Source organism: Candidatus Methylomirabilota bacterium (assembly GCA_027293415.1).
GTDB lineage: Bacteria > Methylomirabilota > Methylomirabilia > Methylomirabilales > CSP1-5 > CSP1-5.
Genome location: JAPUFX010000133.1, coordinates 1 through 23,999 on the forward strand (window position 1 = coordinate 1; position 23,999 = coordinate 23,999).

Below are 23,999 nucleotides of genomic sequence, written 5' to 3' on the forward strand. Positions count from 1 at the left end.
GCATTATTCACGAACGGGGTGTCTTCGTGAATAATGCGCCTGCAGGTGCGGGCTCGGCCGCACCGGCAGGTTTCGATCCCGCCGCAGCGGCGGGACTCAAGGCTAGCCCTGAGCGACGCCCCGCACACGCGGGGCGGAGTCGAAGCCCGGAGGGCAGATTATTCACTTCTCTGTGAATAATCCGGGCTGGCGGAACCCGGGGATGGTTAGGAAGAATTAGTTGGAGGGGCCCTCGGTGACCCCATCCTCCTTGAGAGGTGGAGGGAGGACAGCGGTGACGTATTGCCACAGAGGCCTCTTTGTGCAACACTCGGCCTACTTTTTCCATCGATCATAATCCTATGTTGTCCTATAGGAGGGAGGTTGGCCATGGTGCTCAAGAGAGATTTTTCCATTACGTATTACGGCCACAGCACGTTCAAGGTTGTGAGCCCCAAGGGGAAGCATATTCTGATTGATCCCTGGGTCATGGGAAATCCTGCTTGTCCCGACCGTCTGAAGAGTGTTGACAAGATTGATCTGATGCTCATCACCCATGGCCACTTTGATCACATGGCCGATGCGGTCGCCCTCGCCGAGGCACACACGCCAAAGGTCGTGGCAATCTTCGAGATAGCGGCCTTTCTCGAGAGTCGGGGGGTGAAGGACACGCTGCCTATGAACATGGGGGGGACCCAACATGTGGAGGGTGTCGCGGTAACCATGGTCCCGGCATTCCATAGCTCTGGCATTCAGGATGAGGACGGCCGTTTGGTGTATGGCGGGGATCCTGCCGGCTATGTCGTCACCTTGGAAAATCGTTTTCCCTTTTACCATGCTGGGGATACGCAAGTCTTCGGAGATATGCGGCTCATCGCGGATCTCTACGAGCCTCAACTCAGTTTTCTCCCCATTGGAGATCTTTTTACGATGTCCCCGAAGGAGGCGGCCTATGCCTGTAGACTCCTTAAGCCCAAGTGGGTCATTCCGATGCATTACGGCACCTTTCCGCCCCTCACAGGGACTCCAGCAAAGCTCAGGGAGGCGACCAAAGGGATCAGGGGGCTGAAGGTGATCGAGATGAAGCCTGGCGACACCATCAAGTAGGGGAGGCTAAGGCGGCTCAGGGAAACGGCCGTCGTCGGCGGAAAGTTTTAATTGAGATGCACCGGGCTCGGGGAAGGCAGCCTTCGTCGGCGGAAAATTGCATGGGTAGACAGATCGGGAAATTCTGGTTACGCACGGTGCCTTAAGATAGGTGTTCAGGGCGGCCACCCCCGCCTTCGCTTTGCTTCGGCGGCGGGGCCCGGCCGAACGCAAATCAGTTTCCGCCTTCCTCGGCCTTGCTCCCCTCGCCCGTGCAGTGTTGGAGGAATCAGTAAAGATTTCCTTACAGTTGTGCATGGCGGGTTTCTAGTAAGAGTGCGTCTTTCCGTGAACCGTGAACCAGGAGCGGAGATGGCAGAGATTATTGAGGTGGGGCATAGTCCGGATCCGGACGATGCCTTCATGTTTTATGCGCTCACGGCAGGGAAGCTCGAGACAGGCGACCTGGAGTTCCGCCATGTCCTGCAGGATATCGAGACCCTGAACCGCTGGGCAATGGAGGGGAAACTCCCCGTGACCGCCCTTTCCCTTCACGCTTACGCCTATGTGGCTGACAAATATGACCTGCTGCCTCACGGTGCGAGCATGGGGAGGAAGTACGGGCCGATTGTGGTGACACGAAAACTGCTCGGCTTCGATGACCTCCGCCGTGAAACGATTGCGATCCCTGGAACGTTGACCACCGCCTTCCTCACCCTGCGGGTCTGCCTGGGGGAGTTTCCGTATGCCGTTGTCCCCTTCGAGCGGATTCTTGAAGCGGTAGCCGAAGGGCGGTACGGAGCAGGTGTGATCATTCATGAGGGGCAACTGACATATCAGGATCATGGGCTCGCAAAAAGCTTGGACCTCGGAGCATGGTGGCATGACACGACGGGACTCCCGCTACCCCTGGGCGTTAACGCCGTCCGGCGGGATCTGGGACACACCAGAATGCACCAAATCGCGGGCCTCCTCGAAGCGAGCATCCGTTATGCGCTCGAGCGACGGCAAGAGGCGTTAGAGTACGCCATGGGTTTTGCCCGCGGGATGGACCGGTCTTCTACAGACACCTTCGTGGGGATGTATGTGAATGATCTGACCCTGGCCTACGGGCAGGAGGGCCGGCGGGCAGCGGAAATGCTGCTTGACTGGGGGTTCAAAGAGGGAGTTTTACCGCGCCAGGTCGGAATCCGTTTTGTAGAGTAGGAGGTGTGAAGCCACGACCTTACATTTGCGTGAGTATCCTGGAAAACTCCGAGAGATGATCGGGGGGAAGTTCCGTTTGAGCGAGGATTTCTTGCTGAAAAGCACCTGGGGCCTCGTAGATCCGCTCGTTCAATTCGGCGATGCTGGTGAGGACACGATCTATTCGATGATTTACGATCCCGCCGAAGAAACCCAACAGGAGATTAAGGATGGGATTATTCGCTCGGACATATCCGTACAGATCGTATACGATGTAACTCTCGCCACCCAGATCGAACGAGTCGTACCTTAGGACAACCACCGCCCGACCATATTTTCCCTGGGCTAGGACTACCCGTTTTTCGTCGTCGGCATAGACCACCTGGAGGTGAGCCCATCCCCCCTTCGGAGTGGTCGCCTCGTAGACTCCTTCACCTGTCTGCGCAATCACGTAATCGGTCAAGTCCAGGATACGACCGAGCTCGGAAGCGAAATCGAGGTGGTTTAGAAGATATTCGTAGACCTCCCGGTGGCCCCTGAACACCGCCCCTTCTTCTCATCCACACAGGAAGCCCCTTGTATCACCTCTCTGAGTTCCTGAGAACTGGATTCATGGAGGAGAGAGTCGGGGATGACCCCGGATTGCTCCACGGCGTCGCCCAGGCCCCACGGAGCGAATGCTAAGGAAAGGGTAACGATAATCAGAAGCGATCGACGCATGGACCACCTTGAGGAGGCTGATGCAAACCGCGGTCTGTTAGCTTATTGCTATTTCCATGGCAAGCAAAAAACGGGCCAGATTGGCCGTTGATTTCGGTAAGGCCCTTGCGGTAGAATCCCGTGGCTGTTTGCCGTTCAGATAGGTTATGGGAGACCAGCGAAGGGGGGGAATGGTGAGCAACCAATTGAGTGGTTGGGCCCTGGTTCTGGGCGCGTCGAGCGGGTTCGGGGAGGCCACGAGCCTGGCCCTGGCTCGAGCGGGGATGCACATCTTTGGCGTTCACATGGATCGGAAGGCCACCGTGGCCAATGTAGAGCGGATCGTGGGGGAAATCCGGGGGATGGGGCGGGAGACCCATTTCTTTAATATGAACGCCGCCGACGAGGAAAAGCGCCGGGAGGCGTTAGATCAGATGGAAAAAGTCCTGAAGGAGCGAGGCGAGGAGGGAGGGGTAAAGGTCCTCCTCCACTCATTGGCCTTCGGGACCCTCAAGCCTTTTGTCGCAGCGAACCCGGCCGGGGCCATCAACAAGGTCCAGATGGACATGACCGTGGATGTCATGGCGCACAGTCTCGTCTACTGGGTCCAGGATCTGGTCAGGCGAGGACTGATGCGTGAAGGGGGAAGAGTCTTCGCCATGACGAGCTCTGGCGGGCATCGGGTCTGGCACACGTATGGCGCTGTCTCCGCCGCCAAGGCCGCCTTGGAATCGCACGTCCGACAGCTGGCGCTGGAACTGGCTCAAATGGGGATTACGGTCAATGCGGTCCGTGCCGGGGTGACCGACACTCCGGCCCTCCGGAAGATCCCCGGTCATGAGAAGATGATCGAGGGGGCCCAGGAGCGCAATCCGTTTCACCGTATTACGACGCCTGCCGATGTCGCAGCCGCAATGGTAGGGCTGTGCCAACCGGGGGTGTATTGGGTGACGGGTAATGTGATCGGGGTGGACGGGGGAGAGGATATCGTAGGGTAGCGTATTCCCGTCCGAAAGCCGGTCTTCTAATATATTCTTACCGCTGAACCGTCGCCGAGGCATGCGCCAAGTTATGGCCTGCAAGCCTGAAATCGTAAGTGTTGTGTCACGCTGAGGGGGGTGGTTCAGGGAGATTGCTGAGGATTGCCAGGAACTCCTCGGATCGGCTCAGGTCCTTCAGCAGGTGGTCGGGCGCCGCCTGAAGCAGCGTTTCCCAGGAGTCGCCGCCGGTCGTTACAGCCACAGTCGTTGCGCCCGCTTCGCGGCCACAGGTGATATCAAGATCGGTATCGCCAATGACGACGACCCTCATATCTTTCTTCGATTCGCCCATAATGCTTCTCCCCCGCTCGATCGCCTTCTGGATGAGCGCCGTCCGGTTCTGTGCGTCCGAGCCGAATCCCCCGAAGGAAAAGTAGCGATTCAGGTCAGCGCGGCTCAGCTTGATCCGGGCCGCAGTTTCTAGATTGCCTGTGGCAAGACCCAACCGGAACTCCGGTCGACCGGCGAGCATCTCGAGCAGGTCGGGCAGTCCTGGCATGATCCGGTAGCCTGGTGAGTGACGCACTTCCTCTTGCAGGTAAGGAAGATACCGACTACAAATCGCCTGGATCTCCGCCGGGGTGGGGAGCCGGCCGAGCCCGGCAGTAAAGAGGTCCTCGATGATGGCCGGATCCGTCCGGCCGTGGAACCGAATCCCATCGGCGAGCGCATCGATGCTGAACAATTCGCGAAACGTCCTTTGAAACGCTCGAATCCCAGCCCCTCCGGTGAGGATAAGCGTTCCGTCCACGTCAAAGAGCAAGAGAGTAGTCATCAGTAGATCCTCCCAAGCCGCAAGAGGGGTCAGCGCCTTTCGCCGGCGCCGAACAGGATTTCGCCGAAGTGGCGTAGGATCCTAGCGGTAGCCCCCCAGATCGTGTGGGGCCCCTCCCGACGGACGAAGACCCGGACCTTTTCTCTTTCCCTCTCCCAGACCTCCTCATGGAAGGCCTGCGGGTTTTTGAGGAGCTGCAAGGGGAAGGAGAGAATCTCAGCGATCTCCCTCGCTTCGATCTGAAAGGGATATCGGGAGGGAATAAAGCCGACCACAGGGGTGATGAGGAAATTGGAGGTGGCAGTAGAGGTATCGTCCAGCTCTCCAAACACCTCCACATCCTTGGGATGGATGCCTATCTCCTCATGGGCCTCTCTCAGAGCCGTGGCGATTGGGTCTCGATCTTCCGGCTGCCAGGTCCCGCCGGGAAAGGCGATCTGTCCTTGATGCGTCTTGACATGATCCGTCCTCTTGATAAGAAGAATTTCAAATCCTCCTTCACCGTGGTAGAGAGGGACCAGCACCGCCGCCTGCTGTTTTCCCTCGGAGGGCAGAGATGTTCGTTGGCGGCCTGTGATGATGCGGCGGATTTCCTCCTTCTCGATCATACGTACCTCTTGAACCAGGCAATACTCAGCCGGACAGCTTCCTCCCGGTGTTTACGGTTGCTGAATCGATGGTCTGCGCCCACCATGATCTCGAGGGCTTTCGGCTCCTTGGCCTGTTCGTAGAGGGCCCGGCCGTGACGGTGGGGGATCAGTTCGTCCTGTTCCCCATGAATAATCAGGCAGCGGGGGATGCCAGCCGGGACCTCTGCAAAGGTTCCCCGTGCCAGCTCTTGAAAGAACGCGGCGCCGAGCCCGTGAGCCGTTAAGGCTTCCTTCCGGGCTTGCAAATCCCGAAGATGAACCGGAGTTGCCCAGAGGGCGGTGGCCATCACCTGGGGCGCCTCGGCCGCCACAAAGAGGGCGATATAACCTCCGAGGCTGCTTCCCAAGAGGAAAAAACGTTCGTCCAGCGCCGGGTGGTCCCGAAGGTGCGAGAGGACTGCCTTGAGGTCACTGATCCGGCCGGCAACGGTGGTGTCCTTGAGCTGTCCACTACTCTCACCGCACCCTCTGAAATCAAACCGAAGGCAGGCAAATCCTGCCTTGGTGAGCCGCGCTGCCAGAAGCAGGTATTTGTCACTCGCTTTTGCGCTGAGGAGACCGTGGGCGGTAATCACGCAGGGCCACCGGCCCGCACCCGGGAGGTGCAGCACCCCATCGAGCCGCTCTCCCTCGGACCAGGTGAGCAGCGGCTCAAGCACCAGTCTCCCTCAGTTCTCGGATTTCGTGGTGGGCCCAGAGGGCCTGTTCTTCCTGACTCAGTTCTGCAAGATCCCAGAGGTTTACGATAATGTACCGCTCTCCTGAAATTCCGGTCGCCCATCGGTAACGGACATATACTGGGTGGACTCCCTCCTTTACCAATCTTGCCCGCCTGGTCACAATGAGATCCGGGTTCACCTCGATGTCCGGATTCTGCCGGTAGAGGTCGAGAATGGCTGGGCGGAACCGGAAAAGCTCGTCCTGGTTAATTCCTTGATAGAGGAGATTTTTGTAGGTGCCGAAATCCTGCTTTGCTTTGTCAAAGCGGGCCTTGAGAATTGATTGGGACGGAAGGATATACGTGGACCGGAGGGTCTGGGGAACCGATCGATCGAGCACGCCGGGATCGGCAGGCCCCACCCGAGGCTGGTAGATCTCCACAAGTCCCTCCTGTGCCATGTCTCCCAAGAGCTTGAGGACTTCCGTCTCGGAGATTTCAAGAGATTCGGCGACAGTCAACGCCGGGATCAGATTAAATTGCTCCTGCCAGTACCCGACGAGATAGTCTAGAATCCGTTGGTGCTGAAAATCCATAAGTCATTATGGAGAGTGATTACCGCTGGATTTCATCTCTGAGGTGGTTGAGCACCGGCGATTCCCAAATCAGCATACCGGATCATTTGAAGGTGCGCAAGTTGTGATAGGAAGACGGTGTGTAGCATCAGATGCGGTTTGCTTGACGCTTCTGAAGACGGCTGCTATGTTATGCTGAGATCATGACGTAGGCCCTAAGGGCATTTGGGTGCTGCGAGGTGACGGGATGCAGGTCGGCGAGCGGATGAAGACGGAATTGCTCCACGTTAGCCCCTCAGATAGCGTACGAACCTCTTGGGGACTCCTGCGGGAGCATCAGATTCGCCACCTGCCGGTGGTGGAGGACGGAAAACTCGCGGGTATCATCACGGATCGGGATATCCGGCTCGTCTTTCCGTCGGCGGTTACGGCGGGCCAGAGAGAGCAAGATCCGCATGACGCCCTCGAAAAGGTTTCGGTGCAAGAAATCATGTCGAGACCGGGCGTCACGGTGACGTCGGAGACCCCCATTGCCGATGCCGCGCGCCTTCTCCTCGAACGTCGGATCGGCGGCCTTCCGGTAGTGGAGGGAGAACACCTGGTGGGGATCATTACCAAGGATGACATCCTCGCAGCCTTCGTGGAGGTCATGGAAGCGAGGTATTAGTAATTAGGCCCCCAGCCGGACTCCTCCACCGCCCGGAAGATGTCGGTATCGCTTACGATCCCGATAATCTTACCGCCCTGACGTACCAAGACCCGTCGGATCCCCTTCTCGCTCATCAGCCTGGCTGCGTCCGCGAGGGGATAGTCAGGGGGCACGGTAATGAGGCTTGTGGTCATGACGTCCTGAACATTCAGCGTCTTGGGATCTTTCCCATGCGAGACAACCTTGGAGATGATGTCCCGCTTGGTCATCATCCCCTCAGGCTCCCCGGGCGTCGCCGGCGTGACCATGAGGCTCGAGATACCTTTTTCCTGCATCTGATGTATTGCCTCCGCCACGGACTTGTTCGCTTCGATGCTCACCACCGGGCTCTTCATGATACTGACCACCGTGTACATGGGTCTCCCCCTAGATTGTGCTCTGGTTAGCTCATGCTTGCGTGAAGCTTCACTGTATTCAGGACGAGCTCCGCTGATCGGACCATATCATCGAGCAGCAGATACTCCCGCACCGTGTGGACCTCCCGCTGCCCAGTCCCCACATTAGCCACCTCGAGCCCCTTGGCGCAAAGGAAATTGGCGTCGGAGGCCCCGCCCGTTCGCCAGAGGGTGATTTCGCGCCCGAGAGTATGGGCGGCGTGTCGAACAAGTTGGACAATCCGAGCGTCCTCAGGAATGAAGAGCCGATCGTAGTCCCGCTGGACCTGGTACGTGACTTGGCCCCGGTGGGTCGTCCCGTCCAGTGTGAGCTGGTGCTGGCCTGCCGCCTCCTCGAAGCAGCGGATCATGTGCTCGGTCTGGGCCTTGAGTTTGGCCTCGTCGTGGCTGCGCGCCTCCCCGTGGACGGTGACGGCGCTGGGGATGATGTTGATGGCGATACCGCCCTCGATCGTTCCAATGTTCGCCGTAGTCTCGTCATCTAGGCGGCCGAGCCGCATCCCCGCGATAGCCTCGCTGGCTATCCGGATCGCATTGATCCCCCTCTCAGGACAGACCCCGGCGTGAGCCTCGAAACCCTGGAGGGTGAACTGGAGTCTATTGGCGGCCGGTGCCCTGGTGATCAGTCGATCGGGATCGCTGCTGTCCAGTATGAGGCCGGTGCGGGCATGGAGGCGGGAAACGTCCAGGTGTCTCGCCCCAAGTAGGCTGCTCTCTTCGCAAATGGTAAAGAGGATCTCGAGCTCTGCGTACGGGACTTTTTCTTTCTGAAGCGCCCGGAGCACTTCACAGATGATGGCGATCCCGCTTTTGTCGTCCGCCCCCAAGATCGTGGATCCGTCGCTTTTGATGAGGTTCTCCTCAACCTGGGGCTTGATCCCCTGACCGGGCCCAACGGTATCCATATGGGCGCAGAGTAGGAAGGGAGTTCCCCCCGATCGGGTGCCGGGAATGCGCGCGATGAGGTTTCCAACCGTTCCGCCTACCATCTGATCCGTCTGGTCAAAACTCACCTCGGCTCCCAAAGAAGTTAGCTCCTCCTTGAGGTGCATCGCGATCTCTCGCTCCTTCCGGGAGGGGCTGTCGATTTGCACCAGCGTCAGGAAATGGTCGCGCATCCGGTCACGATTAATCATGCGTTTCCCCCGCATTCTCAGGATGGCGTGCCCCTTAGGATACTATACGGGTTGGGAGGCCGCAAAGGAAAAGGCCGATCAAACAGCCAAGGCGGCGACCCGCTCGCGGAGTCGGGCGGCAATGACTTCATACAGGTCGGCTTCGGGAGGGATCGGACCTTCATCGAGGAGTTCTTGCACTGTGACCGGCGGGCCAAAGACGATTGTCAGGGGATGGAGTCGTTGAAAGCGCTTACCCCGAGGCCAAATGTCGAACGAACCGAAAATCCGGACCGGAAGCAGGGGAAGATTCAGCTCCCTGGCCAGGATGGATACCCCTTTTTTGAAGGGCTTGATCTGGCCGTCAATTGAGCGCGCTCCTTCGGGAAAGACACAGAGGAGTTCCCCCTGCCTCAAAACATACGCTGCCGCTTGTAGCGCCTGAAACAAGTAGGTATCAGCATCCACGTGGATAACCCGATACGCCTTGCCAAACATGGCGGTGACCGGATTTTGGAAGAATTGATGAAAGCCCAGAAAGTTCAGCTGACGAACAAGACGGAACTCAAGGGCAGCCCCGAGGGCAAACCCGTCGACGTAGCTGGCGTGATTGGGAGTGATCAGATAGGGGCCCCGATCCGGCACGTGGCTCAGGCCGTGGACCCGGAAACGGCAAAGCAGACGGAAGACGAGGCGGAGGAGCTTGTGGGAGAGAAAAGAGACGGCAATAGCCCAGGGCTTGTTGCTCTCTGCGATCTCGGCCCGGACACTTTCTGGGGGCTCACCTGCCAAGATCTCGTTCCACGGGGGGCGGCGGGCCTCTCGATCTTCCTGGATGACCTCTGGGTGTTCAGCCAGACACTCATGTACCTTAACTACCAGATCTCGCACTGTAAACAGCGCGGGGCCGGCCTCTGCAGGGAGATCGATGTTGAACAACTCTTCGAGGGCCACCATCAGCTCGATCCGTGATAGAGAATCCAGGCCGAGGTCCAGTTCCAAATTATCGTCGAGACGGATTCCTTTCTTCTTCCGGGCCAGAACCGGGAGGTATGCGAGGATTTTCCGGGTGACCGGGGTTTCCCACAGGTGCTGGTCTACTTCCGATGGTGGTAGCCCTTCATCCACTTCGACTCGCAGGGTTTCTCCCCTGAGATACATCTCGTGAACCAAGTGCCGTTGGATTTTGCCCAACCGGGTCCTGGGAAAGGGGTCTTTCACGATCCGGAGCTGGGTCGGGCGCTTGGAAGCAGGAAGTTCCCGAGAGAGGCTGTCCATCTCCCATCGGATCACGTCTTCGGAGTTGGCGAGCCGTTGGGCCTTGAGGTGCTCGAAGTTGGGAACCACCAGGGCGGCGAGCCCCTCGTTGTGTGCGCCGCCGGGTTCGCCAATCCCCAGCAGGCAGATCTCCTTGATAAAGGGGCTCTTCAAGAAGTGGGCCTCTACCTCGTCAGGATAGATGTTTTTTCCCGTCGAAAGGACGATGACCTCCTTGAGGCGTCCAGTGATGAAGAGATACCCGTTGGCGTTGAGATACCCGAGGTCTCCCGAAAGAAACCAGCCGTCCCGGAAACTCTGGGCCGTCCCTTCCGGGTCCTTGAAGTAGCCTTGCATCACGTTGGGGCCTTGGATGGCGATCTCGCCGACACCCTCCGAATCCGGCTCCATGATCCGGACTTGGACACCGAGCAGAGGCACGCCGACCGACTCGAAGCGGGGCTCGGTCATCGGGGTGAAGGTCACCCCGGGTGAGGTCTCGGTGAGGCCGTAGCCTTCGAGGACGGTGAAGCCCAGACGGTAGAAATCTCGGCCGACCGTGGGATCGAGCTTGGCGCCACCACTGATGAGGATGCAGAGCCTGCCGCCAAAGCGCCGATGAATCTGAGTGAAGAGAAGGCGGCCGGCGTTCATTCCGAAATACTGTCGTGCGCCGCCGGCGAGACCCAAGAGAACGTTGAAGAGAAGTCGAATCGGCCGAGGCCTCTTCTTGATCTCCTGAAAGATCCCTCGATGGAGGAGGGCAAGGAGCTGGGGAACCCCCGGCAGGAAAGTGACTCCGGTCTCCTGCATACATTCCAGCAGATCAGGGGGCTTCAGGCTCTGGAGGAAAGTGACCCGGGCCCCAAAGAAGAGGGGCCCCAGAAACGTGATCATGAAGGGGTAAACGTGATGCAGCGGCAAGAGGGCCAGCACGTTGTCCTCGGGCCCGCAGATGTGGAGATCCTTCACGGCGGAGATGTTCGACAAAAAATTGCTGTGGCTGAGCATCACCCCTTTGGGGATTCCGGTGGTCCCCGAGGTGTACAGGATCGAGGCAATCCCCTCCGGTGGAGGAGAAGGTAGTGTGACATTCTCGGTGTTCTGCAGAATCTTGGAGAGGGTGTGAATCCCCGGGAGGGCCTTCTCATCTAACAGGATGATCTCGGGGCGGGGAGAAAGGCGAGCGATGAGCTCATGCACCTTGGCCAGTTCGGTTTCCGAGACGATGATAGCCCGGCTCTCGGAATGGCAAAGGAGATTTTCCACCTCCTGTGCGTCCAGTTGGGCATCGAGAGGGACCGCCGTGGCTCCAGAAACCACGATTCCCAGGTAGGCAACGCACCACTCCGGCCGGTTTTCAGAAAAGAGGGCGACGCGATCTCCAGGGGTGATCTCGAGCTGGAGGAGGAAAGTCGCGAGGCGACGCGCCTGATCTTCGACGTCGCCGTAAGTCCATCGTACGTATTGGCCGTCTCGCTTGATCTGGAAAGCGACCCGGTCCCGAAAGAGGGTTACCGCCTCAAAAAACTGGACGGGGATTGTTTGGGCTGCTAGCATGCCACGATGATAACAGTTTCTGTGATGGCTCACAATCAGAGGGGAGAGAGCGTGTCGGAGGCGTCAGTGAAAGGGAAGAGCATCATCTTCGTTGCACTGCTGAGTCTCGTCTGGAGCGGCTGTGCTACGCAGGAGCCTCTCCCTCCCGGTCGTGTGGGGGAAGTCAGAGGAAAAGTAGTGCGTGTCGAGAGAGAGCAGGGGTTAATTGCTGTCGGGACCAACTTGGAGGACGGGGAACAGTGGTTTCAGCTCAGGCCCTTCACCGCGGTGAGCGGGGCCGACGTTTCAAGTGCGAGTGCGTTGAAGATCGGAGAGAGGGTATACGTGCGCTATCTTCAGGAACCGGCAACAGATCCTCCAGAGGTCCTCAGCATCACGGTGCTCCGGTATACGCTTAAACCAACAGGGAAAGGGCTCGGGAGCATCGGAATTCCTGGCTTCTGATGTGCCTGACACGAGACCCTTAACACGCAGCCTATCGTCTCTGCTACGGAAGTTCTCAATCTCCTTTGGCGCCGAACCCAGATAGGGCGGGTTACCCCACCCCACAAACTGCCAGGTTCACAGTAGGGGAAATTTCATCAGATCCATGAGCCGGTCCACATGCTGGTGGGCCACGGCTAAGAGAGTCTGCCGGTTCTCGCCGTCGGCCGGCTCCTCGTGGAGGAGAATGTACATAGCACCCTTCAGTGCCGTCAAAGATGTATGAACCTCGTTGACGACCGTCACCAGGAAGTCCGTCTTGAGCTGGTTCTGCTGTAATGAAGCGTGAAGCTGCGCCTCGAACTGACCGGTCTCCAGGCGCTCGGGGTAGTCTGTGAGTTCATTGGAGGGTGTTTCCAGCTGGTATAGTTCTCGGCCCAGACGGTCCGCAACCAGTTGATAGGCCGCCACCAGCTGTTTGAAGGTCTGGACAAAGGTTTTCAGGTCTTCTTCCATTTTCTCTATGTGGCAAAACTATCTTCCCGGGGATCAAATCCGCAGTGGTGTACGCGCGGCCGGAACCCCTACGTTCCGTTGTCGCTGCTTGTCTTCCCTGGCGACTCTTCCTCCTGATCGAGGACTTCCTGGAGGAGGGCACCGATGAGGAAGAACTCCTTGTCAATGTCGTCCTTAGTGAAGCGCAGGCCGTGGAGGACGCCTTCCCCCACGGTCGGTGTGCGGACCCACATCACCTCGGTCTCCGCTTCCATCAAGGGAAGGGTCAGCCCGGTGGGGGTCGCCACAAGCACGCGGGTCCGGGGATCAAGTGCCTGGGGAAGGGTGATCATCAGCCCGCCGTCGCTGATGTTCTGGGCGCGACCTGGGAGGCGGGTATCCGGGGGAATGAGGCAGGCGATCTCGAGGTCGATCGGGATGCGGAGGGAGGACCGAGGTGTCGAGCCTGCCTGAAAGACCATAAGCCGGTCCCAGATCCGATGGTCTGTCCCGGCCCACTTGGTGAACTTGAGACCTATCTGGCCAGGGGTGCCTGCGCCCGTCCAGACCACCACGGCCTCGCTTCGGGCGTTCTGCCCTTCAGAATTCACGAGGATATTCGTGGGAGTGCCTGGTGCAAGGGGCTCCGGGACTTCGAGCAGCAGCCCGCCGCGGCTCACGTTGCGGGTCAGACCCACGGTCCGGTAACCGGGCACCGCGGAACTCTCGCAGAGGGCCGGCATGCGTAGTGGAAACCGGGGATGCTCACGGGTTTCAGTATGGTCCATAATCCTCGTATCCCATGCAAGGTCCAGACCGAATTTCCCCTTTTTCAGGTCTCCGAGGACAAATAGGCCTTCCGAGCGACCATTGCCCCAGGAAGCAGGCCGTCACTTGAGAGCGGTAACAAAGAAGAGGTGAGTAACTTCCCGGATAGCATATAATCAGAGCTGTGACTGGAGCTTCGGCCACGGATCGCAGCGCGCCTGAGCTCTGTGTGTGTCTCTCGAAGACAATAACCACCGATTTGAGTCAGGCTGTACACGGAGTGTTGATCGGCGGATCAGGGCGAGAGGGAGGGGTTTATGGAAGTGATTCGGGGAAAGGATAGCGAGGCTCGACGCGGGGAGAGATTTACTGGGACGGCGTGGGTCGGGACGCCGCTCAAAGCGCAGCGGCCAGCGGGCATGAGAGTGTTCCTGGTGTTTTTCGAGCCCGGAGCCCGGACACACTGGCACGCACACGGGGGTGAGCAGACCCTTTATGTTGTTGCGGGGACAGGCCGGGTCCAGAAATCGGGCGACCCGGGGAGGGAGATGGGTCCTGGAGACATCGTGTACATTGCCCCGGGAGAGAAGCACTGGCACGGGGCGGGGCCACAAAGTTCACTCTTGCACCTCGCGGTCACCACGGGAGGAGACACTGTGTGGATGGAGGAGGTGACGGAGGATGCGTACACGAAGGATTTCAATTGAAAAACTTCTGCAGTGAAATAAGCCATCACAGAGGGGATGGGTGCCGGTCTGAGCGTGTGCAGGCTAGAGCGGCAAGCTCATGGCCTGGCCCGACTGGGCGCTGCGTATTACCGCCTCGGTAAACTCCATGTACCGCGCGCCGTCCTCGAAGCTGGTGCATGTAACCCTCTCCTTGCCCCGGATCGCGTTGATAAACTCCTCCTCTACCCGCCAGCCTCCTCGCTCCTCCTCGGGGACGTCGACCGTTTGCAGCTCTTTGTCCCGCCGCCGTCCCCCGGAAATCTCGAGGGTCGAGGTATCAAGTCTCAAGGTGCCCTCGGTGCCGAAAAGCCACACCTCGTTCGTCGGCGCTAGGCCCGTGACGGCACTGAAGCGGAGGTGGGCGATCGCTCCACATGCCAGATTCGCGATGATATCCACGTGGTCTGGCACTGTCACCGCCCTGAGGACCCCACTTGTGTCTTTCCGGTGAGGAACACACACCTTGGTCATGGCCATTACCCGGGTCGCGGGCCCCACCCAGCGCATCATTGACTCGTACCAGATACCCATGGTCAGGGTGTTGAAGCCGCTCAGGTCCGCATCGTGCCTCCAGTGTAAGGGGCTTTCCCTGTCCACAAAGTTCGGCTGCACCGCCCGAACCTCTACTGCCAGAATCTCTCCACAGTAGCCAGCAGTGATGAGCTTCTGGATGGGGCGGTCGACGGACAGGGTGTGCGGTGCGGGGACCACCTGGGTTACAAGATGAGGGTGCTGGCGGGCTGCCTCGAGCATGGCATGGGCCTCTGCCGCATTCAACGCCATCCGTGCTTCGCACAGGACATGTTTGTCGTTTTCTAGTGCCGCGAGGGTGACCGGACAGTGCATGTATGGCCACGTCCCGATGCAGATGGCATCGGTGTCCTCGGCCTCCACCAACTCCAACCAGTCATCATACACTTTGGGGATCCCGGACTCCCGGGCTACGGATTCACTCGACTCCCGGCTGCGGTTAGCCACGCTGACAATCTCTACGCCCGGAATGGCCTTGAGCCCGGAGATGTGCTTCAGTCGCGTGTTCGCGCCCGCGCCGACGATTCCCACACGGATCCTCTCGATGTCCATGGCATCTCCTTTCTGATGGAACATAGCTCCCTTGAGACAAGAGCAGTTTAGGCTTGACAGAGGATATACCTATAGGTGTACAAATACGGTATCTCCATGCGACCCTTCGGCTTGTCGCGTGGGTGACCGATGAGGGGAGCGGAAAGCTCCCCAAAGGCAGGGCAAAATGAAACCGGGGTGAACATAGCCCGCGGGCCCACCCGTGGCAGTTTTGGTGGCGCACTTGACACTCGGACGCCCTCCGGGGCAGAGTACGGCCCGGAGGGCACTTTCATTTTTTGGCCAGCAGATTTACCCACTTTACCACGAACCGCTCCGATGGAAGCAAGAGGACAGGTGGAATTTGATATAGGGGGGTTGCCAACGAACGAGACTGTGTCTTTCTGAACAACAATGGGAAGTAAATAAAGCGGCTTCACCGCACCCGCTGGCAGGCAGAGACGGTAAAGCCGCCCGCTCCCGCCCAAGGTTAGAGGTGTGCGCCTCTAATCTTGGGGCCGAGCGTTTTTGTTTATAGCACCCTGGCAAAGTTGAGGGCAACCTTTTTCTCCTCGCATAGGGCCCCGAGCGCTGGAACTCGGGGTGTTGATGCATAAGGGTAAGTGAGCTGAAAGGCTGACGAAGGGAGGGCACGGGACCGGGCCAAGAGGAGGTGAGAACGATGGCTAATCCACCGACCTGCATCACGTGCGGGTGCGTCCTCACGGGCTACGGGTGGAGTAAGGAACTCAACTTCCCGGTACATTTCTGCGCAAGCTGCGGAGCCAAGGCCTCCCCCAAGACCGAGGTGGGGAAGGAAGCGGCCTAGCCTTTCGCAAATGAGGGACCCAAATTTCCGGGCCCGGTCCCTGCTCCTTTCGCAAAAGCCGTCGACACTGACCATTGTCTGTGCTTCACTTACCCCAGACGCCTTCTCAGGAACAGTACGGCCCTGGAAGGCGTTTTTATTTTTGCCCTTTGTTTTTTGGATTTGACATGCACGGTGGAATAAAGAGTAATGGTGCTGTGATCTTAATTGAAAAGTGACTTGACCCGTTACTCTAAAGGGGGTAGTGTCCGCCGAATGTCATAGCCGAGATTTTCAGTATCGGAAAGCGAATGTTGGACAAACTACCCGTGAGTTAACGGGAGGGAGGTCGCATGAGGCGACGGCGCGGCTGTCTGGACTGTGCAACCATGCTCTTGGGGGCCTCGCTAATCCTGGTCGGCTGCACCACGAAACCCGGGGTGCAGACAGCCGGGTCGGCGATGAAAGGTCCCGGGGCGGGGCCGAGGCCGCAAGGCAAGGTCGAGGAGGAGAAAATTCCCCCGCCGGTATCAATTCGGGAAGTCACGGTGACACCTAGGGTCTCAGAGCGGCCAGAAGCGGGCCTGGGTTCGACGGTGGCCGAAGAGTCCCCTTTGAAAGATGTGTTCTTCGACTTTCGCAAGTCCGCCCTAAGGGAGGATGCCAAACAGACCCTAAAGAACAACATCCAGTGGCTCAAGGCGAATCCTCATGCCCAAATTCTGATCGAGGGTCACGCCGATGAACGGGGGACCAACGAGTACAATTTGGCACTGGGGGAACGCCGGGTGAAGACGATTCGTGACTTCCTCGTGGCTGGGAACATTCATGCCAAGCGGGTTTCCATCATCAGTTATGGTGAAGAACGGCCCTTTGTCCTGGGGCACGACGAATCCGCATGGAAATGGAACCGCCGGGGCCACTTTAACCTGGGTTCCCCTTAGGGGAATCAGTACCCGGTCCGAAACTTTCAGCTTCTCGGGCCCATCCCCGAGAACCTCATCGTAATGCGCCGTCTACTTAACTGTTGCTAGTGCCGTTCCAACTATTTGTGCCAACTTCTTCGCTGCACTTGATCACGACCCTTGCAACAAGGCAGGCTGCTCAAATTTGGCCCCTCGATCCCTCGATCTTCCTCGGGACGGTGAGGCTCTCGAACCGTCTTCCTCGGGGTGGTGAGCGGTTCGGCTGAGCTCACCGTCGAAGCCCTGTCGAACCACTTATCTAAGTTGGACCGGCACTGGATTATGACCCTATTGCTGGAACCCACCTACGGTCTCTGCGTAAGTCATTGCCGCTGAGAATCGCTGAGGCTATCGGCGCATACCTGCCCAAACCGCCCCCTGACAGACTGTCAAGGCTGGGGTAACCCGGCGACAGCATGGCAGGTTTTGCCGCCTCCCTGGTAGGCGGATACGGCCGAAAAATGACTCCATGACTAAATTGAGCAAGAGAATTCAAATAGTTACCCCTTCGCCCTTCCCAGCCGGGTTCTTGGCACAGTTGTCGCAATCTCAGTCCCATCGTCCTACAAAAATGGAAGCACAATACAAGGAGGCAAAGATGGGCAAATGGGCGAAGGCTGTAGTGATCATGGTAGTGGGGGTGGCACTTCCAATCTTGGCTACGTCCCAGGAAAGAGTAGCCCGGGTGGAGGACGATTCGTTGCAGGTGATCCGGGATGTGGTAACGACCGAGGTCGTCAACCGCGAGCCGGTCAATGACGGCATCGTGTTTTCAGCCTCGATGGGACCGGTGTACTATTTTACAGAGCTAAATGGAGCGTACACGCCCACACACATCAATCACATCTGGTACTACGAGGGTCGACAGATGGCGAAGGTCCCCCTCTCTATAGAAGGCCCACACTGGCGGACCTGGAGTAGCAAGCGGATGGTTGAGGACTGGACCGGTTCGTGGAGGGTAGAGGCGGTGGACCCCGATGGCAACCTCCTGTCTTCCCAGACCTTCGAGGTAGAATGAGAATCTTTGGCCAGCAGGGGCGGACCTTCCTTCATGGTGAGTAAGCAAGGTTAATCCTCTAGGCTGAGATCGTAAAAGTAGAAGGGCCCCGGGAATCCCGGGGCCTCTTCCTTTTAGTGCACGCGGCGGCTCAGGTTTTAACCGTCAAGATTTTGGAGGCAGTTAATCCTCATCATCGGGGGCTTGCGGTCGTCCCAATCCGGTAGGACCCGGTTCGTCCCGCTACAACACCCTCCGACCCGTTCCTCTCCGCCGATCTATTGCGACAGGTAGTTGTACTCGCCGCCGATCTCGCACTCGACCGTCGATGATCACCGGCTCCCCTAGGAGGGACCAGAAGATTGCAACCAGCTCCTCTCGGAGAACGGCAAGGCGGCGGACGACAATCCCGTAGATTATATCTTCATAGCGTTTCAGGCGGTCGATGATTTGCCGCTGCTCCTCGAGGCCCTGATATATCTTCACTGGTTTTTCTCTCCGTTTTCTGGGAGGGACCACACCTCAGGAGGCTCTGAATGGATGATCCATTCTGGTTCTGATGGCCGTTCTCGAACGCGACGATCGATGATTACACGCATCTCTGGAAGAATTCGGAGGATCCTGGTCAATTCATGTTCGAGATCTGCAAAGCGTCGAGCAATGATCCAGTACTGTTTTTTCTCTCTGTCATCGACAAGTGACCAGGCCCCGAGAGCCTCAGAATACACGGTCCATTCTGGTAACCGATCTCGGGACCGACGATCGATAACCGTCCGCACCTCCTGGAGAGGTCGGAGGATCCTGCTCAATTCCGGTTCGAGGTCGGCAAAACGCCGATCGACGATCCAGCACTGTTTTTTCTCTTTGTCTTCCGAAAGTGACCAGGCCCCGAGAGCCTCAGAATACACGGTCCACTCCGGTAGCCGGTCTTGGACACGACGGTCGACGATTACCCGCACCTCCGGGGCAGGTTGGAGGATCCTGCTCAATTCCGGTTCGAGATTGGCAAAGCGCCGATCGACGATCCAGTAAGTGATCTTTCCATGCCTGAATACTTGAGTCATTGTAGCTGCCTAGTGAAGAGAGAAATGGCCATTAAGTAAACGATCCCATCAGACATATTCACTCTTGGCAGTAGTCTCGATACTACTATGAAGGTTTACGGAGATGCTCGGGCACGCTCCCCGTCCCGCCATCACCGAGGTTAGCAATGACACTGATTTACCCCACTGTAGTAGCAGGAGTTGTACCAACGCGCTGCAGAGCGGCTGGACAATCGTAGTACTCCTTTGTTTCCAGGAAGATGAACGACTCTACCCCACATGAATTGGTGACACGACCCTACTCTTCAGGCCGAGGACATATGAAATTTTTGCACCGCAATTTGCTAGTTTTAGTCAGGGAATGTGTTATAAGGGGAAATCAAAAGTTTATATTTAGGCGATCCCTTGCATGTGAAATGTTTGCATAAGGATTTCGTTGGATTTCGATGGATATGAGACGAAAAATAGCGAGCCCGCATTATTCACGAACGGAGTTTTTTCGTGAATAATGCGCCTGCGGGCGCGGGCTCGGCCGCACCGGCAGGTTTCGATTCCGCCGTTGCGGCGGGACTCAAGGCTAGCCCTGAGCGACGCCCCGAAAACGCGGGGCGGAGTCGAAGCCCGGAGGGCGGATTGTTCACTTCTATGCGAATAATCCGGGCTAGTTTTCGTATGCTGCCATGGGGGCTTTTGTGGTCAGGCACAGCCATCGCATGTTTATGTTCGATGGTGGGATTTTGGGGACGGACTTGGTGGCCCTTTGAGCTGGCAAGTCACTTTCGTGTACAATATTTCTTCTTTCTCCTCGCCAGTGGCATCATTTTCCTTTTGGGGAGGAGGAAAAGGGGAGCCACCCTGAGTGGTGTTTTTGCGATCATCAACGTATCCCTCATTGTTCCATTGTATTTCGGGGGTTCAGTCGCCTTTGGTAGCAATCAGACATTACGGGCGCTCTTGATTAACGTGAATCAATCAAATAGGGCGCATAAGGAACTTCGGAAATTCATTCGCTCCGTGGAACCAGACTTCATGGTTCTTGTGGAGGTCAATCAAGCATGGACGAATGTACTTCAGCAGATGCAAGCTGATTATCCCTTTTTCCGAAATCTTCCACCTCGCGAAGGCAGATCGGGCATTGCACTTTTGAGTCGCATTCCCCTTGCAAACGGCGAGGTGGGGTACTTTGGAGAGGCTGAACTTCCCTCAGTCGTTGCCCGGCTCGAAATCAGTGGACAGCCACTGACCGTGATCGGAGCCCATGCGCTTGCGCCAGTTGGCCGGATCCGGTCTGAATACCGAAATCAACATCTTGCGACACTGGCTCAGATCGTGAGTTCGCAGAAGGGTTCAGTGATCGTTCTCGCGGATCTGAACACGACGTCATGGTCTCCCTTCTTCCGGGATCTGCTCCGCAAGACCGGGTTACGAGACAGTCGAACGGGTTTCGGCGTACAGTCCAGCTGGCCCACAGGATTTCCACCTCTATGGATTGCAATCGATCATTGCTTGGTCTCATCAGGGGTAATCGTTCATAACCGCAGCATCGGGCCGCACATCGGATCAGACCACTACCCAGTTGTTGTCGATTTTTCAGTCCAACCAGGCTAGACCTCTCCCGGTACGGTAGCTGAATTGTTAAGGACGCAGGGCTTGAGTTAGTGGATGTGGCGGATTTTTTTGGACATGTAGTCCATGAGGAGATATTGGCCGAGGGTGTGGGGGGTAGTGAAGTAGGCCTTTCCCCGGGCGATCTCGGAAACCTTCTGGACGAAGCCCACGAGGTCGTAGTCCCGGGCGAGCATGAAGGTGTTGATGAGGATTCCGGCCCGGCGGCACTCGACGACTTCGCGGAAGGTCTCGTGAATGATCCAGGGGTCAAGCCCCATAGGGTTCTTGTAGATCCGGCCGTCGGGCAACGTGATGGCCGAGGGTTTGCCATCAGTAATCATGACGATCTGCCGCATGTCCTTGCGCTCACGGCCCAGGATCTGCTGGGCGAGCCTCAGTCCCGCTTTGGTGTTGGTGTGGTAAGGGCCGATGGTCACGCGCGCCAGGCGGCCGAGTGGGATCTCCTCGGCCGAGTCGTGGAAGAGGACTATGTGGAGGGAATCGCCCGGGTACTGGCTCCGGATCAGGTGAGACAAGGCTAGCGCGACGCGTTTTGCAGGGGTAAACCGGTCCTCACCGTACAGAATCATGCTGTGACTGCAGTCGAGGAGGAGGACCGTAGAGCAGGAACTCTGGTACTCGGATTGCCGGACCACGAGGTCTCGGTGCTCCACCTCGATGGGGACCGAGAGGCCCTGCCGTTCGATGGCGTTGAGGAGGGTTGCAGTTACATCCAGGTTGAGGGTGTCGCCAAACTCATAGGGCTTGGGGGGCAGCGCCGCCTCGATCCCGGTGGACAGTTCTTGAGTGTCGTGGCGGCCGAAATCACTCTTGCCCAGGCCGCTCAGGAGATCCTTCAGCGTCTTGTATCCTAGAAAGTCGAGCGTCTTGTTGGTGATCTCGAATCGGACGTTGTCGGTCTCGGGGCCAAAGCCGCCGACGTAGCCTCTGATGTCCAGGTCATCCTCCGCGCGTCCCGGCCGTTGCCAGGTGATGTACCCCTCTTCGATCAGACGCTGCAAGAGGCCCTTGAGCAGCTCGGAAATTTCTGACTGTTCCTTAAATTCAGGATTCTCCAGCCACCGTTCGAAGTCCTGGACATCCACATGCCCCTTCTGAACGAGGGCCTGGAGGATCGCCGCGTAGAGCTCTTCGAGGCTGCGACCCTCCTCCGGGTCGTAGTGGGGTGAGTAGAAGCCGCTGTGGAGAAAGTAGTCAGCCAGCTCCTCCAGCAGGTCCTCCACACTGACGTCACCCCATGGAATCCCAGTCCACTTTGAATATCGAATGGTTGCCATTATCCGATGACCGACGACCGACTGCCGATGACCGACGACCGACTGCCGACGACCAAATTAGAACGGTCATCGGTTAACGGTAATCGGTCATCGAATTGTTAGTTGTCGTACTGCCGGCCCCGCTGGCCGTGCTGGCGCTCTGCTGGAGGAGTCTCGGTCACCCGCCGTTCGACAAAATAGCCCCGCTCCTCGCTCCGATTGATCTTTTGCAGGGCGTGGAGTCCCTCGAGAATGAACTCACAGGCCGAGACGAGCGCTTCTGGCTGCTCTTCCATCTTAAGCCGCTTTGCGGCCAGCAGAAGCGGCGTTATCTTCTGAAGGCTTTTCAGGACCTGCTCGGACGCCATGTTGTCGGCAATGCGAACCTCACCTCCCTCGTTGAACCACTCCACGATAGGCAGGCAGTCTGCGAGGCTCAGGTGGTGAGCAAAGGTTTCCCCAATGGCCTCCCGTATGATCCCCTTGGCAATGGTGTCGGCCCCCCGCATCTCTCCCTCGTACTCCAGCTCCAGCTTGCCGGTGACGGCTGGGAGCGCCGCGTAGATGTCGGCAGGGCGTGGAACGACGCGTTTTTCTCGGTTCAGGATGGCACGGCGCTCGGCGTTCGAAACCACATTCTCCATGCACGAGATGGGGAGACGCTGGCTCACTCCTGACCGCTTGTCGATGTACTTGCTTTCCCGCGCCAGGAAGGCGATCCGCTCTACGACCTCTTGGACGAACGCGGGGATGGACAGCTTGGTCCCATCACGGTTGAGCCACGCCTCCTGTGCGGTAATCGCCATCCCTTCCTCGAGAGTAAGAGGATAGTGCGTTCGAATCTCCGAGCCGATACGATCCTTCAGGGGCGTGATGATCTTGCCGCGTGCGGTGTAGTCCTCGGGGTTAGCCGCAAAGACCAGGCAGACATCGAGGGAAAGACGGATAGGATAGCCTTTGATCTGGACGTCCCCCTCCTGCATGATATTAAACAGGGCGACCTGGACCTTGGCGGCGAGATCCGGGAGCTCGTTGATGGCAAAGATCCCTCGGTTGGCCCGGGGAATGAGGCCGAAGTGGATGGTCAGAGGACTGCTGAGGTCGATGCCGGACCGGGCCGCCCTGATGGGGTCGATGTCACCGATCAGATCAGCCACCGTCACATCCGGAGTCGCCAGTTTCTCAATGTAGCGGGCATCGCGCGAGATAAAGGTGATGGGGGTATCATCTGCCATCGTGGCGAGCTTTTGCTGACAGCTCGCACAGAGGGGCGCATAGGGGTTGTCATGGATTTCGCACCCTTCGATGGTCGGAATCTCTTCATCCAGGAAGGAGGTGAGGCCCCTGAGAATGCGGCTCTTTGCCTGTCCCCGAAGCCCGAGGAGGACCATATGGTGTCTCGACAGAATGGCGTTCACGATCTCGGGTATGACGGTTTCCTCGTATCCCGTGATTCGGTGAAAGAGAGGCTCGCCTGCCTTTATCATCCGGATCAGGTTCTCTCGCATCTCGTCCTTGATCGTTCGACGCGCATATCGGCCCGTGGTGAATTGGCTCCGCTTCAAGGCTCCCAGCGTCGTCGGTTTCTTCTCGGGCTTGACCTTGGCCATGGTCTCCCCTTCCTTGCGGATGCACCGCACCAGTGATATTGTGCAAGAGTCTAGTCTCCGCGTATGACCTTGTCAAAGGCTTTCGGACGTGGGAGGAACACTATGCGGCGCGATGTGATCGTTCGATTCCTGACGAATCTCCAGCACGAAGTCCTTATCGGGGGGCATCGACTCATCGCTGATGAACCAACAGCGTTGGGGGGAGACGATGCGGGGCCGGGTCCACAGATGCTCCTCGTCGGCGCCTTAGGGGCCTGAATGGGCATCACCATGCGCATGTATGCGCAACGAAAAGGATGGGACCTTGGGCAGGTGGAGGTCCAGCTCGAAGCGGAAAAGAGCGGTCACGGAACCATCACTGGCATCAAGATGCATATCGAATTCGGGGGGACGCTGAGCGAGGAGGAGCAGAAGCGGCTCAAGGAGATCGCCACCCGCTGCCCGACTCACAAGGTCCTCTCGACGGGGGTTTCCATCGTCCAGGTCTGAACGGGTTGGGGAGTGCAAAAATGCCCGGTGCGTTTTTCAGGGG

At 58.0% G+C, this 23,999-nt stretch carries 27 protein-coding genes; 12 read left to right on the forward strand and 15 right to left on the reverse strand.

The genetic code is table 11. The features are described from left to right. The first annotated feature begins 369 nt into the window (after positions 1-369). Positions 370-1,086: a metal-dependent hydrolase gene (locus O6929_09490; protein ID MCZ6480617.1), complete on the forward strand. Its 717-nt coding sequence runs from the start codon at positions 370-372 to the stop codon at positions 1,084-1,086. Positions 1,087-1,437: 351 nt separating this feature from the next. Continuing rightward, positions 1,438-2,271 carry an ABC transporter substrate-binding protein gene (locus O6929_09495; protein MCZ6480618.1) on the forward strand — a complete coding sequence of 278 codons (834 nt, stop codon included), beginning with the start codon at positions 1,438-1,440 and terminating at the stop codon, positions 2,269-2,271. Between the two features lie 19 nt (positions 2,272-2,290). Here the strand turns inward: O6929_09495 and O6929_09500 are convergent, their stop codons facing one another. Then, the gene (locus O6929_09500) at positions 2,291-2,794 is read right to left on the reverse strand and encodes a hypothetical protein (protein MCZ6480619.1); all 504 of its coding nucleotides are present in this window, start codon (positions 2,792-2,794) and stop codon (positions 2,291-2,293) included. 346 nt (positions 2,795-3,140) lie between these two features. On the opposite strand from O6929_09500, the gene O6929_09505 reads away from it, so the two are divergent. Continuing rightward, positions 3,141-3,947, forward strand: coding sequence for an SDR family oxidoreductase (locus O6929_09505; GenBank protein MCZ6480620.1), 807 nt, complete (start codon positions 3,141-3,143; stop codon positions 3,945-3,947). A gap of 106 nt (positions 3,948-4,053) precedes the next feature. Here O6929_09505 and O6929_09510 read toward each other — a convergent pair whose 3' ends face one another. The 4 genes from O6929_09510 to O6929_09525 are packed head-to-tail and all read right to left on the reverse strand — an operon-like array spanning position 4,054 to position 6,668. Then, positions 4,054-4,764 (reverse strand): HAD family hydrolase, encoded by a 711-nt coding sequence (locus tag O6929_09510; GenBank protein ID MCZ6480621.1) that lies wholly within the window; start codon positions 4,762-4,764, stop codon positions 4,054-4,056. 29 nt (positions 4,765-4,793) lie between these two features. Next, complete coding sequence (locus O6929_09515) at positions 4,794-5,372, reverse strand: CoA pyrophosphatase (protein MCZ6480622.1); 579 nt, start codon at positions 5,370-5,372, stop codon at positions 4,794-4,796. Continuing rightward, on the reverse strand, positions 5,369-6,073 hold the full coding sequence (locus O6929_09520; GenBank protein ID MCZ6480623.1) for an alpha/beta hydrolase: 705 nt from the start codon (positions 6,071-6,073) through the stop codon (positions 5,369-5,371). Before O6929_09520 ends, O6929_09515 begins: the two co-directional genes overlap by 4 nt. Further along, positions 6,066-6,668, reverse strand: coding sequence for a hypothetical protein (locus O6929_09525; protein MCZ6480624.1), 603 nt, complete (start codon positions 6,666-6,668; stop codon positions 6,066-6,068). Before O6929_09525 ends, O6929_09520 begins: the two co-directional genes overlap by 8 nt. 226 nt (positions 6,669-6,894) lie before the next feature. Here O6929_09525 and O6929_09530 point away from each other — a divergent pair, with 226 nt between their 5' ends. Beyond that, the gene (locus tag O6929_09530; protein ID MCZ6480625.1) at positions 6,895-7,314 is read left to right on the forward strand and encodes a CBS domain-containing protein; all 420 of its coding nucleotides are present in this window, start codon (positions 6,895-6,897) and stop codon (positions 7,312-7,314) included. Here the strand turns inward: O6929_09530 and O6929_09535 are convergent. The 3 genes from O6929_09535 to O6929_09545 form a co-directional block, all read right to left on the reverse strand. Next, entirely contained in the window at positions 7,311-7,712 is a 402-nt protein-coding gene (locus O6929_09535; protein MCZ6480626.1) for a CBS domain-containing protein, read from the reverse strand. The two genes, O6929_09530 and O6929_09535, sit on opposite strands and share 4 nt — an antisense overlap. Positions 7,713-7,738: 26 nt before the next feature. After that, positions 7,739-8,887: a M20/M25/M40 family metallo-hydrolase gene (locus O6929_09540; GenBank protein MCZ6480627.1), complete on the reverse strand. Its 1,149-nt coding sequence runs from the start codon at positions 8,885-8,887 to the stop codon at positions 7,739-7,741. Between the two features lie 78 nt (positions 8,888-8,965). Further along, complete coding sequence (locus O6929_09545; GenBank protein ID MCZ6480628.1) at positions 8,966-11,683, reverse strand: AMP-binding protein; 2,718 nt, start codon at positions 11,681-11,683, stop codon at positions 8,966-8,968. A 66-nt stretch (positions 11,684-11,749) separates the two neighbouring features. Between O6929_09545 and O6929_09550 the strand changes: the two genes are divergently transcribed. Beyond that, a complete protein-coding gene (locus O6929_09550; protein ID MCZ6480629.1) occupies positions 11,750-12,127 on the forward strand; it encodes a hypothetical protein in 378 nt (125 codons plus the stop codon). 117 nt (positions 12,128-12,244) lie between these two features. Here the strand turns inward: O6929_09550 and O6929_09555 are convergent, their stop codons facing one another. Next, positions 12,245-12,622: a hypothetical protein gene (locus O6929_09555; protein MCZ6480630.1), complete on the reverse strand. Its 378-nt coding sequence runs from the start codon at positions 12,620-12,622 to the stop codon at positions 12,245-12,247. Positions 12,623-12,690: 68 nt separating this feature from the next. Then, positions 12,691-13,389, reverse strand: coding sequence for a PilZ domain-containing protein (locus O6929_09560; GenBank protein MCZ6480631.1), 699 nt, complete (start codon positions 13,387-13,389; stop codon positions 12,691-12,693). Positions 13,390-13,686: 297 nt separating this feature from the next. On the opposite strand from O6929_09560, the gene O6929_09565 reads away from it, so the two are divergent. After that, positions 13,687-14,076 carry a cupin domain-containing protein gene (locus O6929_09565; protein MCZ6480632.1) on the forward strand — a complete coding sequence of 130 codons (390 nt, stop codon included), beginning with the start codon at positions 13,687-13,689 and terminating at the stop codon, positions 14,074-14,076. A gap of 63 nt (positions 14,077-14,139) precedes the next feature. Here O6929_09565 and O6929_09570 read toward each other — a convergent pair whose 3' ends face one another. Further along, the gene (locus tag O6929_09570; protein ID MCZ6480633.1) at positions 14,140-15,180 is read right to left on the reverse strand and encodes a Gfo/Idh/MocA family oxidoreductase; all 1,041 of its coding nucleotides are present in this window, start codon (positions 15,178-15,180) and stop codon (positions 14,140-14,142) included. A gap of 661 nt (positions 15,181-15,841) precedes the next feature. Here O6929_09570 and O6929_09575 point away from each other — a divergent pair. The 3 genes from O6929_09575 to O6929_09585 all read left to right on the forward strand — a co-directional run bounded on the left by O6929_09575 (position 15,842) and on the right by O6929_09585 (position 17,950). Next, a complete protein-coding gene (locus O6929_09575; protein ID MCZ6480634.1) occupies positions 15,842-15,988 on the forward strand; it encodes a hypothetical protein in 147 nt (48 codons plus the stop codon). Between the two features lie 332 nt (positions 15,989-16,320). Then, on the forward strand, positions 16,321-16,911 hold the full coding sequence (gene pal / locus O6929_09580) for a peptidoglycan-associated lipoprotein Pal (protein MCZ6480635.1): 591 nt from the start codon (positions 16,321-16,323) through the stop codon (positions 16,909-16,911). Between the two features lie 619 nt (positions 16,912-17,530). Then, positions 17,531-17,950 carry a DUF2914 domain-containing protein gene (locus tag O6929_09585; GenBank protein MCZ6480636.1) on the forward strand — a complete coding sequence of 140 codons (420 nt, stop codon included), beginning with the start codon at positions 17,531-17,533 and terminating at the stop codon, positions 17,948-17,950. A gap of 222 nt (positions 17,951-18,172) precedes the next feature. Here the strand turns inward: O6929_09585 and O6929_09590 are convergent, their stop codons facing one another. Together O6929_09590 and O6929_09595 are read right to left on the reverse strand one after the other, a co-directional pair. Continuing rightward, positions 18,173-18,415 carry a hypothetical protein gene (locus O6929_09590; GenBank protein MCZ6480637.1) on the reverse strand — a complete coding sequence of 81 codons (243 nt, stop codon included), beginning with the start codon at positions 18,413-18,415 and terminating at the stop codon, positions 18,173-18,175. Next, entirely contained in the window at positions 18,412-18,993 is a 582-nt protein-coding gene (locus O6929_09595; GenBank protein ID MCZ6480638.1) for a hypothetical protein, read from the reverse strand. Before O6929_09595 ends, O6929_09590 begins: the two co-directional genes overlap by 4 nt. Positions 18,994-19,698: 705 nt before the next feature. Here O6929_09595 and O6929_09600 point away from each other — a divergent pair. Next, a complete protein-coding gene (locus O6929_09600; protein ID MCZ6480639.1) occupies positions 19,699-20,580 on the forward strand; it encodes an endonuclease/exonuclease/phosphatase family protein in 882 nt (293 codons plus the stop codon). A gap of 47 nt (positions 20,581-20,627) precedes the next feature. On the opposite strand, the gene O6929_09605 is transcribed toward O6929_09600, so the two are convergent. Further along, positions 20,628-21,878 (reverse strand): VWA domain-containing protein, encoded by a 1,251-nt coding sequence (locus O6929_09605; protein ID MCZ6480640.1) that lies wholly within the window; start codon positions 21,876-21,878, stop codon positions 20,628-20,630. 98 nt (positions 21,879-21,976) lie between these two features. Continuing rightward, a complete protein-coding gene (locus tag O6929_09610; protein ID MCZ6480641.1) occupies positions 21,977-23,467 on the reverse strand; it encodes a sigma 54-interacting transcriptional regulator in 1,491 nt (496 codons plus the stop codon). 102 nt (positions 23,468-23,569) lie between these two features. Between O6929_09610 and O6929_09615 the strand changes: the two genes are divergently transcribed. Both O6929_09615 and O6929_09620 read left to right on the forward strand, forming a co-directional pair. Next, positions 23,570-23,725, forward strand: coding sequence for a hypothetical protein (locus tag O6929_09615; GenBank protein MCZ6480642.1), 156 nt, complete (start codon positions 23,570-23,572; stop codon positions 23,723-23,725). After that, entirely contained in the window at positions 23,726-23,956 is a 231-nt protein-coding gene (locus tag O6929_09620) for an OsmC family protein (protein ID MCZ6480643.1), read from the forward strand. It begins immediately after the preceding gene. Positions 23,957-23,999: the final 43 nt, after the last annotated feature.

Coding starts and splice junctions, on each gene's coding strand:
- O6929_09490 (MCZ6480617.1), top strand. CDS start 370: ATGGTGCTCAAGAGAGATTTTTCCATTACGTATTACGGCCACAGCACG.
- O6929_09495 (MCZ6480618.1), top strand. CDS start 1,438: ATGGCAGAGATTATTGAGGTGGGGCATAGTCCGGATCCGGACGATGCC.
- O6929_09505 (MCZ6480620.1), top strand. CDS start 3,141: ATGGTGAGCAACCAATTGAGTGGTTGGGCCCTGGTTCTGGGCGCGTCG.
- O6929_09510 (MCZ6480621.1), bottom strand. CDS start 4,764: ATGACTACTCTCTTGCTCTTTGACGTGGACGGAACGCTTATCCTCACC.
- O6929_09515 (MCZ6480622.1), bottom strand. CDS start 5,372: ATGATCGAGAAGGAGGAAATCCGCCGCATCATCACAGGCCGCCAACGA.
- O6929_09525 (MCZ6480624.1), bottom strand. CDS start 6,668: ATGGATTTTCAGCACCAACGGATTCTAGACTATCTCGTCGGGTACTGG.
- O6929_09530 (MCZ6480625.1), top strand. CDS start 6,895: ATGCAGGTCGGCGAGCGGATGAAGACGGAATTGCTCCACGTTAGCCCC.
- O6929_09535 (MCZ6480626.1), bottom strand. CDS start 7,712: ATGTACACGGTGGTCAGTATCATGAAGAGCCCGGTGGTGAGCATCGAA.
- O6929_09540 (MCZ6480627.1), bottom strand. CDS start 8,887: ATGATTAATCGTGACCGGATGCGCGACCATTTCCTGACGCTGGTGCAA.
- O6929_09545 (MCZ6480628.1), bottom strand. CDS start 11,683: ATGCTAGCAGCCCAAACAATCCCCGTCCAGTTTTTTGAGGCGGTAACC.
- O6929_09555 (MCZ6480630.1), bottom strand. CDS start 12,622: ATGGAAGAAGACCTGAAAACCTTTGTCCAGACCTTCAAACAGCTGGTG.
- O6929_09560 (MCZ6480631.1), bottom strand. CDS start 13,389: ATGGACCATACTGAAACCCGTGAGCATCCCCGGTTTCCACTACGCATG.
- O6929_09565 (MCZ6480632.1), top strand. CDS start 13,687: ATGGAAGTGATTCGGGGAAAGGATAGCGAGGCTCGACGCGGGGAGAGA.
- O6929_09570 (MCZ6480633.1), bottom strand. CDS start 15,180: ATGGACATCGAGAGGATCCGTGTGGGAATCGTCGGCGCGGGCGCGAAC.
- O6929_09575 (MCZ6480634.1), top strand. CDS start 15,842: ATGGCTAATCCACCGACCTGCATCACGTGCGGGTGCGTCCTCACGGGC.
- pal (MCZ6480635.1), top strand. CDS start 16,321: ATGAGGCGACGGCGCGGCTGTCTGGACTGTGCAACCATGCTCTTGGGG.
- O6929_09585 (MCZ6480636.1), top strand. CDS start 17,531: ATGGGCAAATGGGCGAAGGCTGTAGTGATCATGGTAGTGGGGGTGGCA.
- O6929_09595 (MCZ6480638.1), bottom strand. CDS start 18,993: ATGACTCAAGTATTCAGGCATGGAAAGATCACTTACTGGATCGTCGAT.
- O6929_09600 (MCZ6480639.1), top strand. CDS start 19,699: ATGGTGGGATTTTGGGGACGGACTTGGTGGCCCTTTGAGCTGGCAAGT.
- O6929_09605 (MCZ6480640.1), bottom strand. CDS start 21,878: ATGGCAACCATTCGATATTCAAAGTGGACTGGGATTCCATGGGGTGAC.
- O6929_09610 (MCZ6480641.1), bottom strand. CDS start 23,467: ATGGCCAAGGTCAAGCCCGAGAAGAAACCGACGACGCTGGGAGCCTTG.
- O6929_09615 (MCZ6480642.1), top strand. CDS start 23,570: ATGCGGCGCGATGTGATCGTTCGATTCCTGACGAATCTCCAGCACGAA.
- O6929_09620 (MCZ6480643.1), top strand. CDS start 23,726: ATGGGCATCACCATGCGCATGTATGCGCAACGAAAAGGATGGGACCTT.